This window comes from Microcoleus vaginatus HSN003 (assembly GCF_022701255.1).
Lineage (GTDB): Bacteria > Cyanobacteriota > Cyanobacteriia > Cyanobacteriales > Microcoleaceae > Microcoleus > Microcoleus vaginatus_B.
The window spans coordinates 6,724,469-6,740,418 of record NZ_CP031705.1; the positions used below are offsets into that span (position 1 = coordinate 6,724,469).

A 15,950-nucleotide genomic window follows, 5' to 3' on the forward strand; every position below is an offset into this window, starting at 1 on the left:
CGTATCGAAGGATAAAAACTGAGAACCGCGATATTTGTCAAGATTTTGTTGGGACACAACATTGTTGTCTCCTTATATTATGTCCGGTTGCTCCAGCCTAATTGTACTTACGGCCGCGCCACTGAGTAGGCTGATTCAACGCAGAAATTAGAATTCGCAAAAACGCCAACGGATCGGCCAAAGGTGACAGCCAAAACAGCCATTTACCCGATGCCCCAGTTGTATCGTAAGAAGGGGCGATCGCCAAACACAAAGCCGATCGCACTGCAACCAAAAATACATTCAATCCCAACAGCCAAAAGTGCGGAAATACACCAACCGGCGGCAGCGAACCAAACAGCAAATAGCACAACACAATGGGCACCGGCAAACCTTGAACCGCCAGCAACAGCCACAAATCCCCCCAGATTTGACCGCCAGAAGCAGCATCTTTCAAATCGAGCGATCGACCCCATTCATTCCAAGTCTCGATCGCCCCCTCATACATCCGCACCTTCAACACCTTAGCCCCATCCAAAAAGCCCACCTTAAAGCCCTTAGCAGCCGCATAGCGAGCCAAAGTCACATCATCGCAAAACGAACCCCTCGCGACCTCATAGCCCCCTAATGCCACCAAAACCTCGCGCTTACAGAGAAAACACTGACCGTTCGCCATCACCCGTTCCGGCACATCCCCGCCAGTCCCCGTCGGCCCGAACCGATAAACCAAAGTCATTAACAAAGCAGGTTGCAGCCACAACTCCCCCGGATACTTGAGGATAAACTGCGGCGACAGCGAAATCAAATCGTAATTTCCAGCTTTCGCCGTTTTGAGTAAACTCGCAATCAAACCCGGATGCGGCACAGTATCCGCATCGATGCCCAAAATCCACTCGCACTTCTCGGAACTTGCCAAAAAACCTGCATTCAGCGCCCAGGGACGCCCTACCCAGCCCGCCGGCAGCGGATCGTCGTTAATCAAGCGAAACCGGGGGTCTTTTTGTGCTGCTGCTTTCACTAAATCTCCGGTTCCGTCTACCGAATAGCTGTCAACCACGATCGCTTCTCGGAGTTCGTAACTTTGGCGACTCAATCCTTCCAAACAAGGCGAAATGCGATCGGCTTCGTTCAAAGTCGGTACTACCGCAGTACAAACACCCAACAAATCCAGCGTCGGCGAATCCGGTTCCAGGGGTGGGATGCGCGATGGGCCTTTAATCAGACGCGACATAAGAAGGGCTGCGGCGGGCAATTGCAGCAGCAGGAGTGCGACAGGGATGATACTTGTCAGCGGTTGGGAGAACAGGTTCGGGGCGATCGGGAAAACCATACTATTAAACAATTGAAGAATTGGGAATGACTGACTGGATATGGATTGGGAGCTTATTTACAGTTAATTTTTTTTGTAAGTGGTATCAATTTAAAAATTTAATCAAATTTTGACCTCAAACATATTACAGGAATTGGGAATGAAAAAATCGCCACTGAAAAACCCGGTTTTTTGTAGAAACCGGGTTTTTAAACTAGCTCAAAATTTAGTGTAAGTTTTTGCTAAATCAGCCGCAGTTGCTTGCTAGCAACTTACTTACGCAAAACGCCCACGGGCTGAGGTGGAATTTCAGCCGTGATCACAGATTTATCCAAAGACGGCATTGTTTCGGTTACGTCACCTGCTGCAGGTTGAGCGATCCAGCTTAACGCGATCGCCGGAACTACACCCAGAAGCACCGCTAGCGATGTCGGGAACCAGAACCGAGAATCCAACGAAGTTACAGTGATAATTGCTCCGAAAGCAAAGTTTACCAAATAAACAATTAAGGGCAAACCCAATTCCGATCGCTCTAATTTAATCGGTGTTTTTCTCCAGAAGAAAGCTGCTACAGACATAAATAGCGCTCCCGTACCCATCCAGCCAGCCAAATTGCGGTAAGGCATCCCAAAGAAAGCCCCAAGTTCCTCAAACTCCCAAAAAGGCACAGAAGTTTGACTCATCGCCGGATCTAGTACAAAATCCCAAGCTGTTAGCAGCAAAGCACCCAGGGCGATCGCCCCTATTTGGCGCACCCAGTTGAGTTCACCTTTACCGCCAGCTACTCCAGCGCGAGCAATTACATAGGAAACCAGTCCCAGATAAAACCACGAGAGGGGAATTGTAAACGGAACCAGCCCTGCAATTTTGTAACCCAAACCGCTCAAATAATGGTAGTTGCCAAAGGGAAAACCCGTACTCGTTCCCAACAACTCGCTACTCAAGGACAAAAACACAGAAGGCAGTAAAAAAGCCAGAGTTGCACCCCAACCCAACGTCCGAAAGGCATACAGAGCAACTGCTGCTGCACCAAAGATGATATAAACTACTCCACCCCCAGCCATCCCCCACTGGAATAGCGTTTGCCCTGCTGGTGGCAAACTCATCACCAATTCGGGACGGGGTAAAATCAGCAGCAACCCTGCCAATCCAAAAGCCATTGACAAGACGTGGGCAATTAGGCAAAAGCGCTCAGCAATCAAAAGTTGCTTCATGGGACTCCTCGAAAAAATATTAGATGCAGAAAGCACTTCCTAACAGTTTACAATTTTTAACAAAAAATCAAGCATTTAAGTCAGTTGTCAGTTGTCTGTTGTCTGTTGACTGTTGACTGTTGACTGTTGTCTGTTGACTGCAAGCCCGATGCCCAATTCCCAATTCCCTATTTCATATCTTAAATTACTGCCAATTGCCCACTAGCACGAAAGGTGCCCAGAAATATGGATTCTGATACTGTGGGTTTTTCAGCAGGGTTAATTGAGCGTTGCGGAGGGCTTCAGCTTTGCTGGTTTGAGAAGAAGCCAGTTGCTTGTAAAACTCAGTCATAAAGATAGCTGTAGATTCGTCGTTGACTTGCCAAAGGGTGGCGGCGGTACTGCGGGCACCCGATCGAATTGCGGCGCCCGCCAAACCCAAAGCCGCGCGGTTATCGCCCGAAGCAGTTTCGCAAGCGCTCAAAACCAAAAGTTCGATCGGCTGTTGTTTTCCCCCAGTGCGGGCTCGCAGCAGTCGATCGAACTCCCTAACATTCACTTTCTGATCCCAAGTCACAATAAAAGTATCCGCTGCATTCGAGCTAAACTGACCGTGAGTTGCCAAATGGACGATCGGGTAAGACAAAGCTTTAATTCGATCGTGCAACCGCCCGCTGACAAAATTTTCATTCAGCAGGGAACTCGCCGGCATCTCGGCTGCAATTTGTTGAACTTCCTCCTTCACCCCCGGCAAAGCCGAGAAGCCTTGACGCGCTTCCGAGAGGGCAGCCGTGAGCACTCTTAGCTTGACTTCCCTCAGGGGTTTCGGTGCCAGCAGTTGCAATCCCGGCGCTAAAGCAATACTGTATTTTTCTACCAAAAACTTTTCACCGTCGTGCAGCACCGCCATCGGCAGATTCCGCAAATAACCGTCGAGCACAAATACCAGGGTTTTAATCCCGCTGGCGGTCAAATCCGCCTCTGCAGGGCGGATTAACCAGTCATAAACCTGTTCAACGGGTTGCCTCCTGTTGCGGGGGAAAGCAGCAGGTCTGATGGCATTTTTGGCTTGTCTGAAGGCAGTTTCCAACTCGGCTTGAGACTTCTGAGTAGTGTAGCGGCGCAGAGGTTTGCCAGGAATTGACAAAATTACCTCCAAACGATCGCTCAAAATAATCGGATAAATCACCGCCGCCGTAGGATCAATTTCCTCGATCGACGTTGGTTTAGCATCAGCGCAAGCATCCCGAAAAAAGTTGTCTAATTCCGCCAACTGCAAAGATTCCACCGTTTGGCGCGCCATTTTCAATTTAGCTTGACTGGGAGATTCCTCTTCCAAAAGCAGCCCCACTAATTCCCGATAAACCGGTTCGGCACTTTCCCGAAACGAAAATTGCACTTCGGGATTGACTGTCACCAAATCGCCCCGCAGAGAAGACAGTACATTCACAGCTTGAGTATATTGAGCGATCGCCCCTTCTGTATTTCCCTGAGCTTTCTTAATCCGTCCCAGTTGCCAAAACAATTGGTAAGCAATATCGGGAGATTGAAACGTCGGTGCTAAACTCAAAGCCTCAGTTGTGAGATTTTCCGCTTTCTGATACTGCTGTTGGATTTCCGATACTTTGCCTTTCGCTGCCAGAATATAAGCTTGTATTCGTTTGTCGCCCAAACTGTTTGCTTTTTCGACAGAGCGATCGAGCATTGTGTCAATCTCGCTTAAACTCAAAGTTTTCGCAGGCGACCGAGCTAATTCCATCAAGCTTTGAGCTAGATTAATTTGAGCGTAAAGTCCGGCGCGGTTCGACCCAAATTGAGCGACTTGAGGTTCGATGGAACGCCACAAAACCTCCGCTTCAGACCAATTTGTGCGATCGATCAACAAACTCAATTGGTTTAACTTTGCTTGAATTTGTAGGAGCGATCGCTCCGGCATCGCCTGGGCCGATCGAGCATAATACTCTAGGGCAAAGCGTTCCCAATCACCCCGCTGTTCTGGTGTCAAACCCGGTTTATTGCTTTTAGCCCGTACCGTATTTCCCAGATTGAGATAAATTGCAGCCTCCTCTGGGCGGGCACCTAATTTTTGGGCTGCTTCCAGTCCCGCCGACAGCAAATCCTGCGATCGTTCGAGTTGTCCCAAAACCCGCAGTACCCGCCCTAAAGCATGAATTGCCCGGACTTGTTCGAGGGAAACCGACCCATTTTTCAAAGTTTCCAAACCCGCTGTCGAAACTTCGCAAGTTTGGTTTTCCAGCTTGAAAGAAGCTAACAGCAATTTGCAAGCTCTGGGGTAAAGTCCGAGAATTTCCCAAGCCCGACTTTGATTAATTTGAACTTGAAAAAGTTGGGGTTTTCTATCAATTTGCTCGAAAATTTTAGCAGCTTGTGTCCAAATCTCGATCGCATCTTGAGGCTGCCCCCGTTCAAGTTGCAACTGTCCTTGAATATTGAGAGTTTCAGCCAAAATCCGCTGCTGTTCGGGAGTTTTTGCCTGTGTTCGCACAACCGACAAACTCGAATTCACAGCTTGTTCTGCTTGTTCCCAAAGCGCCAACTGCCCGTAGGTTGCAGCTAAATTGCTCAAAGCTGTGGCGCGATCGAGATTTTCCCCTTTTGCCTCAAACTGGGTCGCCGCTTGCTGCAACAAGGGTACAGCTTCCGAAAAACGTTCCTCTTGGTACAGAGTTCGAGCTTGTCGGACAAGCTGCACCGCTGGTGGTGGATTAACCTGAGCAACTCCGGGAGGAATCGCAACGGATAGCAGACAGGAAATCACAAATAACAGAATTACCTGTCGGAGCGATCGGGTAAACTTCATATTTTAAAAATAAAATTACAGCCGCAGACACACACTAACTAACCCAAATCAATCTTATTCTTTATCTGCGTTAATCCGCGTTAATCCGCCTACATCTGCGGTTAAAAAAAAACCAATTTCAACGCGGCACACAACCAGAATTCTGCCGAGGATTGCGAGAGTCAGCAGCATTACCCGGATTATATCCAACAAGAGTTACGTCCCCTTTCGCATTCACCACCCAACCTTGCGCCGGAACAATTTCCCGATCGAGGATTTCCCCCTCTTCCTTCTTCCCTCGATCGGTTACATCGGTTAAATTCTCTACATTACTTGTTGCCGAACTTCCTGCATCTTCTACCCAAGGCAACGGCGATACAGGGCTGCTGAGGGCATCATTAGGACTTGGAGGCACTCCTCCTTTCCCAGTAGCAGTAAACTCGCTCTCTGCCCCTCTGATGCAGGGATTTGCAGCAATTAACGCAGCCGGATTCACCACATTTTGCGGCAGTTCCACTAAACCTTGAGCCGGATTCACCCCAGAAGCACTAAATGTTACACTACCTTGCAAAGCCGGGCCGCTACTTTGGGAAATAGCCGCAATATCGCTGGTAGGAATTAGAGAAGTAGGACTTACTTGCAACGCACCAAATTGAGCATCTGTTAATTCCAAAGTCGCTCGAACCTGTTCACGAGTGACTGATGTAAACCCGAAAACATTAGGGACATTAATATTAACCCGACCACCTTGGGCCGATCGCGCATTACCAGTAATATCGCTATTTTCATTGGGGAGAGTAACCAGAATATCGCTTTTAATATTGATATTGCCACCCTCAGAAATACTGGCATCAGTTGTAATTCTGCTCCCTCGGCGCAACTGGACATCCCGTGCTTCGAGGTTAATATTTGCTCCGGGACCGGATGTCGTTCTACCGTCAATGCTGCTTTGGTTGTCAAGAAAAATTGAGTCTGCTTTGACGTTAATGTTACCAGCCCGTCCCGATCCTAAAGCTTGCAGATTGAGTGTTCCTCCATTGCGAAGAATCAATTCCCCGACATTTAGATTCAACGAACCTCCGTTAGCCGTAGCATTAGGATCTATAAGCTCAGAGGCAATCCCAACGGAAGTCTGAATTTGACTGTTAAATTCACCTTGACCCCCATTCCCAATAACTTCTACACGACCCGCATCGATTGTGATGCTTCCGGCTTCTCCTCTGCCTAAAGATGCAGTGCTAATAACTCCTCCATCCCGGAGAGTCAGTACAGGTGTAGAAATGTTGATACTCCCTCCCCGATTAGCAGTATTGGCATCAGCGCAGATGAAACTGGGATTCCGACTCCCGTTCGCCAAAACTCCAGAAACACCCTCGACTGTTACTGACTCAGTGGCCCTAACTGTCAAATTACCTCCGGGCCCCCCAGTTGTATTCAACGGTTGGTTGCCCACAACTGCTCCGCTAGATAAACTAATTCCGCCTCCTTGGGAGATAATCAACCGCTTCGTGTCGATATTAATGTCCCCAGCTTCCCCATTCACACCGCTGGCAGTTGAGCCAATTAAACTTGCTACGGGACTTCCAGTGGGAGTCCGCAGCACTTCTACTGATTCATTCGCTTTAATGTTGATATTCCCCGCTCCTCCTTCACCGCGGGTGAGGCTGATCACACTAGCACCATCGCTTACGGTTAAACGTTTTCCCTCAAAGGTGATATTTCCTCCCCTACCCGTACTCCCCAAAAGTGGGCCACTGTGGATTGCAGAAGCGACCATATCTAAAACCCCGGCACGGATGGTAATATTTCCGGCGTTGCCAGCACCTAACGTGGTGGTAGTCAATGCGCTTCCATTGTCCATCAGCAATCGTCCCGTGTCGATCGTGATGTTTCCGGCGGCTCCCATGCTATTAGTGCCAGTTATCAGCAGAAGTTGTGGGTCAAAAGGGTCGAAAGAGCCAGATACCACATAATTACCACCAAAGACTCTATAGTTATCTAATCCAATCCCGTTCATTTCTACTGAGTCGGTAGCGCGGATGTTGACAGCGCCCGCTGCACCACTTCCTGCTGTCAGAGTGGATATTTGCGTTCTACCTTGGGCGCGAAAATTTTGAGCGTTAATGTCGATGCCCCTGCCATCAATATTTCCCAAAGTCAGTGCATAAATTCGCCCATTGTTGAGGTTGACATTTCCACCTCGAATATCGACTTTGCCGCCACCGATTCCACTGGTGTTGATCAGTGAGCCGTTGGTTATTTCAATATTACCAAAGTTGGAAATATTGTCATAGTTTAAACTTAGTCCAAATGGCGTTGCCCCCAATCCAACCATCCCCGGACTAGCGACGCTACCAAGCAAAATTTGTCCGGTAGATGCAGTGAGTGTTCCCTGATTTAATTCAATATCTCCGCCCACTAGAGCGAGAGTTTGTCCGGGCCCAACTGCTAAGCCCATGTTATTGAAAATCGGCGGGATTCCCGGGGGTAATTGTGGCAAATTCAAAGCTGGTGCTGCTGAATTATTAATGATTTTTCCGGGATTTTCGCGAAAGTTTAAACCGATAGGTATATTGACATTTAACAGCGGTAGTGAGTGAGGATTGCTGCTGAATTGATAGCCATTATCGAAAACTACGCTATCAGCAGAACTTGCTAAAAATGAACCACGCAAATCTAGCCTCGCATTGGGGCCGAAGACAATTCCTTTGGGATTGATTAAGAATAAGTTGGCATTCCCTTGCACTCCCAACACACCTAAAATATTAGAAGGATTGCCACCCGTAACGCGGGTAAAAATATTCGCAATCCCGTTAGGATTGGCAAAATATGCTCCTCTGCCTTCACCCACGTTAAATTGTCGTAAGCTGTGAAATAAATTTACTCCGCGAGTTGCACCGCCAGTGATTCTATCTGAGGGTAAGTTGTTGATAGTATCGGGAACAGTGCGCGAACTTTCTGCACCCAAGCTATTATCGGGGATGATTTGAGCGATCGCAGGGAAAGGACACAGCAGTAAAAATGCAAAAAATAGGGCGGAAGATTGGCAGCGCATCTTTGAAGTCTGGTTAATTTGGTATTAGGAAAATAGCGAGGGATTAGCTAAAACCTGAAGAGTACCTATCGAGGTACGCAAACACCCGTCGATTTCGGACTGCGAATAGATGCACCACCACCTGAATTATAGGCTACCAGCCTTACTTGTCCTTGATCGTCCATTACCCAACCTTGAGCAGGAATAATTTCTGTTGGCCGAACTTCTATGGATGCTCTTTCGCCTTCTACTTGCTGACTTCCACCTACCGCTGGTTCCACCCAATTAAACTGGCTAGAATTGCTGCTGAGAACCTCGTGAGGACTCGGTGGCAATCCCCCCCGCCCCGTCACAGTAAACTCGTTCTCGGCCCCTTGGATGCAGGGATTTGCAGCAATTAACGCAGCCGGGTTCACCACATTTTGCGGCAGTTCCACTAAACCTTGAACGGGATTCACTCCAACAGAACTAAATGTTACCGCCCCTTGCAAAGCCGGGCCACCACTTTGGGAAATAGCCGCGATGTCGCTGCTTGGAAGCAGAGAAGTAGGGCTTACTTGCAACACTGCAAATTCGGCGTCACTGATCCCCAACCTGTTTCTGACTTGTTCGCGACTCGCTGCTGTAAAGCCGAAGACATTGGGGACATTGATATTTACGCGGCCGCCGCCTGCTGTGCGGGCGTTGGCTGTGATGTCGCTGTTTTCTTGCGGGAGGGCGACAAGAATGTTGCTGTTGATGTTGATATTGCCGCCGTCTGAACTGCCTGCATCCGTGGTAATTTGGCTGTTGTGGCGCAATTGGATGTCTCGCGCTTGCAGGTTAATATTTGCTCCTGTACCGGATACAGTCGTACCGTCAATTCTGGCTTTGTTGTCAAGGGCGATCGAATTTGCGACAACATTAATATTACCAGCACGTCCGGTTCCCGTAGCCTGCACTGTCACTGTAGCTCCATCTCTGACAATTAGTCGATCGGCATTTAGATTCAACGAACCCGCATTTGCCGTAGCATTGGGATTAGTACCAAATATCTTGCCTACCGAAGCATCAATTGTACTGACAAACAGACCATTATTTCCGCTGCCGCTGACCTCAATGCGATCGGCATTAACAGTAATATTCCCCACATCTCCCACCCCCAAAGAACTCGTAGAAATTACCGCGCCATCCCGCACGGTTAGGCTTGGCGTATCAATGCGAATATCCCCGCCCGGACTAGAGCTCAAAGTTCCAGAACTCAGCGCACTAGCACTCTGAATTCCGCTGGTCAAAAGTTGAGAAATACCTGAAATTTCTACTGATTCACTAGCCGTAACTGTTAAATTTCCAGCAGGCCCCCCATCCCTAGAAAACAAAAACCTGCCAATTAACACACCCGTTCCTACTGTAAACGCAGAACCCCCAGAGAGAGTCAACCGCTTGGTATCGACGTTAATATTCCCCGCCCTTCCGTTAGAGCCGATACTCAGGGTGCTAATTCCGGTTGACACAACTGTTGTCGGGCCGCTGTTAGACAATTCTACTGATTCCGCAGCTTTAATGTTGATATTCCCCGACGGGCCGCTGCTGTAACTCGTCGTAGTCAGAAGAGAACCGTCGCGCATAATTAATCTCGCGACATCAACACTAATGCTTCCTCCCGCGCCGGTACTTTCTTTAGCTGTCCCGTTGTTAATTCCAGAACCCACCATCTCAAAAGTATTGGCGCGAATGATTAAATTTCCGCCCCTTCCACCACCAAAAGTGATGCCGCTACCTACTACCCCATTGTTGAAGAGCAGGCGCCCGGTGTCGATCGTAATATTCCCCCCCGAACCAGCACCAGCACTAGCATTAAACAGCATCATTAGCGGGTCAAAGGGGTCTGTAGTTCCCGATACCAAATATTTAATTGCAAGCTGTTGATAGCCTTCAACTCCCAGCCCGATCATTTCTACTGAATCAGCAGCGCGGAGGTTGATATTTCCTCCTGCACCATCTCCTAGAGTCAGGGTAGAAAATTGCGTGCCGTTTTCCACTCGCAACTTTTGAGCGCTGATATCGATACCTCGACCATCAATATTTCCCAGTGTCATCGCATAAATTCGCGCATTGCTGAGGGCGACATTTCCACCTTTTAACTCTATTCGACCGCCACCGATTCCGCTGGTGTTGATAAGCGTTCCATCGGATATTTGAATATTGCCGAAGTTATGAATATTATCATAATTTAAAGTTAAATTCTCCTGCTCAGCAACAGGAAGAGTTAGTGCAAAATTAACTAAACCAGGACTGGCGACGCTACCGAGTAAAATTTGTCCGCCGCTGGCGGTTAAATTGCCGCCTTGCAATTGGATGTCGCCGCCAATCAGTCCTAAAGTTTGACCTGGTTCTACTGCTAAACCAACTCGATCGCTAATCGGAATTGGCACAGCAGAGGCTGGCAGGTTTACCTTTCCTATCGCCGTCGATTGATTGACAATTGCACCGGGATTGTCTCTAAATCTTAAACCAACGGGAATATTAACGGTTAACAGCGGGGATGTTTGCGGGTTGGTGCTGCTGAATTCAAAGCCGTTATTAAACACAATACTGTCAGCCGTTGAACCGATAAAGGAACCGCGCAAATCTAACCGCGCATTCGGGCCGAATATAATTCCTTTCGGATTAATTAAAAATAAATTGCCGTTGCCTAAAACTCCCAGAGTTCCTAAAATATTTGAAGAGTTTTGACCCGTAATGCGGGTAAAAATATTAGAAATTCCGCTGGGATTTTCAAAATAAGCTCCCCGCCCTTCACGTATGTTAAATTCGCGCAAGCTGTGAAAGAGGTTAACGCCGCGAGTTGCCCCGCCAGTGATTCTATCTGAGGGTAAATTGTTGATAGTATCGGGAACTGTCTGTGAACTTTCCGCGCCAAGGGAATTATCGGGGATGATTTGGGCGAAGGTTTTCGAGGGAAATAGCAATAAGAAAACAAAAAGTAGACCGGAAGAGAGGCGAGACATAGCTTAAATCCAGTTATATAAACAATATCGTTTCCGGTTACATCAGAATTATATATTTGGATTATATCAGTCCGATCGCCCCAGTGTTCGATCGACTCTCTTTCACCCATCAAGTTGACTTTTCACTACTATAATAAAGATAGCTTTTTTCAGTGCGACGGCTTAAGTAATTGAGTCGAATCGTGTGGCGAACTAAATCGAGGAAAGGAGATTCTGATGGGGAGCAAGAAGGGGTTGAGATACATCATCGATATGCGGTACTTTTAGACTATATACAGTATTGTACCGCAACCGCGATACAATTATAAGTTGTGCCGTCGCGCCTGCAACAGAACGCGCTGAGCATTTTGAAGGTACAATTACTTTATGAGCGAAGAAGATATTTTTACTGAAGCATTAGTAGATCGTTTATCCCTCAATCTCACGTCTGCTCACGTAGCAAGGAAAATGAGCTTGCTCTACGACTTGTCGGTAGATGAGCGTGGAGCCGTTCAGATGGGCGTTGATATAGATACAGGGGAGCCGATTCGAGGCAAAGGAAAAGGTTTCGAGCAAGACATCTTAATTTATGAAAAAGTGAATGAGGCACATACCTCTATTGTGCCCCGAATAGTCGTAGAGGTGAAGTACAATCATGTCACAACGCACGATGTCATCGTTTATTCAGAGAAGGCCAATCGTATTCGCAGAATTTATCCGTATGTGCGCTACGGCCTGTTGTTAGGTAAATTCAAAACTGTTCCGGGGCGAGTGCTGAGACTTGGGCAAGAGTTCGATTTTATCTGCACATTACAGCATCCGTTCGTTGATGCACAAATTCAGGATTTGCGGCAACTCTTGATGGATGAGGTTCAAGTGTCCATCTCACTGGGTAAGTTGTTGACCGGCAACATTAAGACCTCAATGGTTCATAGAAAGCTGTTGCTCAAGGGCAGCTAAGCGCATCTTATCAAAAGACAACGGCACAACAAGGCGCTGCACACCGACACCCGGAAGCGCCGCCGTTCGTGCCTCACTCTGGCGCTTCCGGGTGCGGGTGAGCTTGGGCGTTAGGCTGCATTATTCCAATGAATTAGCAGGCACAAGAGATTCCAAAAACTGCAAGAATACACAAAATAGTCAACTGTTATGGCTAAAAAATGACTGGGATGGACTCAACGTTGATAATTTCAAAAGGTTTTGCACTATGAGCAGCTTAATTAAGAAGAAGCATTTTAGATACTTTTTGTTATTTTCCTCTCCCATTTTTACAGGTATTGTTATTGTTTTCAATCCTGATAGAGCTATGGGTGATATTTTAAAGCGGGGTGAAATAAGTTTAGAACTAGCTCAGGCTCCAAATACCTCTACTACAAACAGAGCTATCTGTAATTCGGATAAGAAAACTATTGAGGGACTACTTAAGAAAAGGGTTGTAATCATTAGTCAACCTATAAATGATGATTTGGCAAGGACGGTTGTAGCTCAATTGCTTTACCTAGATTCTCAAGCACCAGGAAAAGATATTTATCTATACATAAATTCCCCTGGGGGTTCAGTAGCATCGGGTATGGCTATATATGATACTATGCAATCCCTTCGCTCCGATGTTGTAACAGTCGGTATGGGTCTGTCGGCTTCTATGGGAAGTCTACTGTTGGCTGGAGGTACAAAGGGAAAACGTTTTGCCTTACGTCACTCGCGAATTATGATTCATCAACCTTTTGCAGGTGTTCAGGGGCAGGCCAGAGATATTAAAAATCAGGAAAAAGAAATTCTCCATTTGAAAAGACAACTCACTCAGCTATTAGCAAATCTTACTGGTCAACCCTTGCAGCGAATCCTAGTCGATACCGCTCAAGATTTTTTCATGTCTGCCCAGGAAGCTAAGGCGTATGGGATTATTGATAAAGTAGTGGATAAACTACCTTTAAGCTGTCAAACATAGTCTCACTCAGATCAAAGCCCCTAACACTTTCAATGTAGCTTTTTGAGCGTTCGTCAATCCCGTTGCCCCTCGAATATTCATACCTTCATACAGCCGATCGCCCATCAACGTCCTCATACAACGTCCTGTGGCGATATCCCACAGCTTAATCGTGCGATCGAGGCCGCCACTTAATAAAATTTGACCGTCAGCGCTAAAGATGAAAGTGTTGGGCTCTAGCGTTGCGTAGGGTTCGATCGCACTCAACCCAACCTACAATTTAAAACGGAAAATAATTGATTCTAAAGTAGATACCTTTTTCCTGCAAAGTTCGATCGCCCGATCGAGCATTAATCAAAGGAATACCGTAGTCTAAACGCACATTCAACCGATCGCCCATCTGCCAAACCAGCCCCAAACCCGCACCCAGCAGTTTATCCGAGTCAGGATTCGGCTTTTCCTGCGAATGGTTCCACCCTACCCCAAAATCGATAAACGGAGCGATTTGTAACAATCCTTCGACTTCCGGGACACGCCAAACCGGGATTCGCACTTCTGCAGATGCGGTCGCACCGCTATCAGTTAACAGCAAATCTTGGCGGTATCCGCGCACGCTTTGAACGCCGCCGATCCCAATTTGTTCTAGGGAAAGCAGGGGGCGATCGGCTAATTGAATATCGGAACGCACTATCAGCAAGGTTTCTGGCGCTAGCAGCCGCACGTATTGCGCTTGTCCGCGCCACGCCAGAAAGCGGCTGTCAGGGCCGCTATCGTTCGCAGTAGCGCCGAACAGATTAGTACCGAGGGAAAACTGCGATCGCGCCGCGAACACTTGGCTGGAACTCCGCTGCACGTATTCTTGAAAAAACCGCACAGCCGAAACCCGGGTTTCGCCGCGATCATTTGCTCCCGCCGAAAGCGCAAACCGTTCCCCCAAAAGGAATGTATCGCTTTCTTGCCGCGAAAAACTCAGTCCCAAAGCCAAAGTGCGATCGGGCTTTTCAAAAATCGGCTGGCGGTAAGTTAACTCGTAAGTCCGCGATTTCCCCTCGATTTGTGCAGCATCAAACGGTTCCTCGATAATGTTGGTGCTAGCAGCACTCGCAGCTAACCCAATCGTGCCGTTGCGCGCGTTGACGGGCACTGTGTAGCTGCCGTTGAGTTCATTGCTGCCGTCGGTGTTAGCATAAGATACCTCTAATCCATCGCCCAAACCGAGCAAATTTGCTTGATTGATGCGAACACCGCGCCGAAAACTGCCGACGCTGGGCGATCGATTGTTGTCTGCGAACACTTCAGCGCTAAAGCTGTCTGCTTCTTTTACCCGCACTTCTAAGCGGCTGTTTTCCGGGCGGCTTCCGGCTTGGAGTTCGGCGGAAATATTGGCAATTAAGGGGTCGAGTTGCAGCAATTGCAAGGCTTCCAGCAACCGATATCGGTTGAGGGGGCGTCTGGTAGCGCGCTCAAGGCGCGATCGCACGTAATTTGAATTTAAGCGCCTGTTTCCAGTAATCACAATTTCATCTAATCCGCCTTCTACAATCCGAATTTTCACCACACCTCCCGATCTCGGAAAGGTTTGGTTGGCGAGAATTACAGCGCCGGAATTGATGTATCCTGCCGCTACATATTTTTGAGTGACGGCTGCTTCGGCTGCGATCAGTTCGGCAAAGGTGATTTCGCGGCCCGCAAACTGTTGCGTAACTTCTGCGAGTTCGCGATCGCTAAACGCCGTGTTGCCCTCAAATTCAAAGCCAGCGATTTTAATTGTACCCGGAATCCCCGGTCTAATTTCGCTTTCAACTGGTGTTGGCTGGGTGGGTGGGAAGGGAGACGGCGCAGGGGGTTGCGGCGGCTCAGGAGCTGGTAATTCGGGTTCTGGCGGCAGAATTGGGTTGGGCAGTTGGGCCAGATGCGAGGCTCGATCGATACCCAAATCAATTTTTTGCCGGTCAATATTTTCTTCTAGCTTTTGACCTAGGTTAAAAAGCTCGGTTTCTTGAGTTTTTGTGCTGAAGGTGCGATCGGTCTGAGATGTTGCACCATTGTCAATAAGCCTTGTACGGGCGGGCAGGATGCCCACCCCACAAGAAAACTCACTCCTTGTGGAACAGGCATCTTGCCTGTTCTTGAGAATGCTGTAAAATGTCACATCGACTGAATTTGCCGCCGACGGCGGTAAATCCGGAGTTTCCGCCGCCACCGAGTGTTCTGACTCAGCGGGTAACTGCGTCTTCTCGTCAGCGGTGGCTAAATCTTCGCGACTGTCAAGATTAGTGTCGCCTCCGCTGCTGACTGCTATCAAATCCTCAACATTTGAGGTCAAAATTTCAACTGTGCTAGCGGATGTTTTCGCTGTTTTTCCCAACAAAACTAACCCAAAAATTCCCGCGAGTAAAAATAGTTTTTGTGATCGACAAGCCATAGGATAAAGTTATTATCTCACTTAAGCGGGGGAAAATATTTTCAGGCAGTGAGCACCTTCAAGTAAAAATCAATCTTAACAGCTAAAAAGGAGACAGCCGTCGCAGCCAAGAGTTTCGGCGACGCTACAAACCAAAAGGTCGATCGACCCTTGTTCATTCCCCAAGACTTACGCAGCAACCGGGTTCTTATCGGAAAAAATATCCTGTAAGTCGATCGTAAACAGTAAAAAAAACCAATTTTTTTTTGTTGCAAAACCTACGCTTTCATGCTAAGATCGCAACCAAAACAGTCCTGCACGCCAGGGTAAACCAG

General features: G+C 47.9%; 9 protein-coding genes. 2 read left to right on the forward strand and 7 right to left on the reverse strand.

The annotated features are described in order from the left end of the window. Nucleotides 1-97: 97 nt before the first annotated feature. The 5 genes from cruG to D0A37_RS28720 all read right to left on the reverse strand — a co-directional run bounded on the left by cruG (nt 98) and on the right by D0A37_RS28720 (nt 11,305). A complete protein-coding gene (cruG, locus tag D0A37_RS28700) occupies nt 98-1,309 on the reverse strand; it encodes a 2'-O-glycosyltransferase CruG (RefSeq protein ID WP_242725817.1) in 1,212 nt (403 codons plus the stop codon). Nucleotides 1,310-1,560: 251 nt separating this feature from the next. Further along, the gene (gene cruF / locus D0A37_RS28705) at nt 1,561-2,502 is read right to left on the reverse strand and encodes a gamma-carotene 1'-hydroxylase CruF (protein WP_242719772.1); all 942 of its coding nucleotides are present in this window, start codon (nt 2,500-2,502) and stop codon (nt 1,561-1,563) included. A 184-nt stretch (nt 2,503-2,686) separates the two neighbouring features. Then, the gene (locus tag D0A37_RS28710) at nt 2,687-5,302 is read right to left on the reverse strand and encodes a CHAT domain-containing protein (protein ID WP_242719774.1); all 2,616 of its coding nucleotides are present in this window, start codon (nt 5,300-5,302) and stop codon (nt 2,687-2,689) included. Between the two features lie 118 nt (nt 5,303-5,420). Then, entirely contained in the window at nt 5,421-8,336 is a 2,916-nt protein-coding gene (locus tag D0A37_RS28715; RefSeq protein WP_242719776.1) for a two-partner secretion domain-containing protein, read from the reverse strand. 65 nt (nt 8,337-8,401) lie between these two features. After that, nucleotides 8,402-11,305, reverse strand: coding sequence for a two-partner secretion domain-containing protein (locus tag D0A37_RS28720; RefSeq protein WP_242719778.1), 2,904 nt, complete (start codon nt 11,303-11,305; stop codon nt 8,402-8,404). Nucleotides 11,306-11,671: 366 nt separating this feature from the next. Between D0A37_RS28720 and D0A37_RS28725 the strand changes: the two genes are divergently transcribed. Beyond that, nucleotides 11,672-12,244 (forward strand): hypothetical protein, encoded by a 573-nt coding sequence (locus D0A37_RS28725; RefSeq protein WP_242719780.1) that lies wholly within the window; start codon nt 11,672-11,674, stop codon nt 12,242-12,244. Between the two features lie 247 nt (nt 12,245-12,491). Next, complete coding sequence (locus D0A37_RS28730) at nt 12,492-13,232, forward strand: ATP-dependent Clp protease proteolytic subunit (RefSeq protein WP_242719782.1); 741 nt, start codon at nt 12,492-12,494, stop codon at nt 13,230-13,232. A gap of 6 nt (nt 13,233-13,238) precedes the next feature. On the opposite strand, the gene D0A37_RS28735 is transcribed toward D0A37_RS28730, so the two are convergent. Together D0A37_RS28735 and D0A37_RS28740 are read right to left on the reverse strand one after the other, a co-directional pair. Continuing rightward, nucleotides 13,239-13,478 (reverse strand): WD40 repeat domain-containing protein, encoded by a 240-nt coding sequence (locus tag D0A37_RS28735; RefSeq protein WP_242719784.1) that lies wholly within the window; start codon nt 13,476-13,478, stop codon nt 13,239-13,241. A gap of 13 nt (nt 13,479-13,491) precedes the next feature. Next, on the reverse strand, nt 13,492-15,636 hold the full coding sequence (locus D0A37_RS28740; protein WP_242719786.1) for a ShlB/FhaC/HecB family hemolysin secretion/activation protein: 2,145 nt from the start codon (nt 15,634-15,636) through the stop codon (nt 13,492-13,494). Between the last annotated feature and the right edge of the window lie 314 nt (nt 15,637-15,950).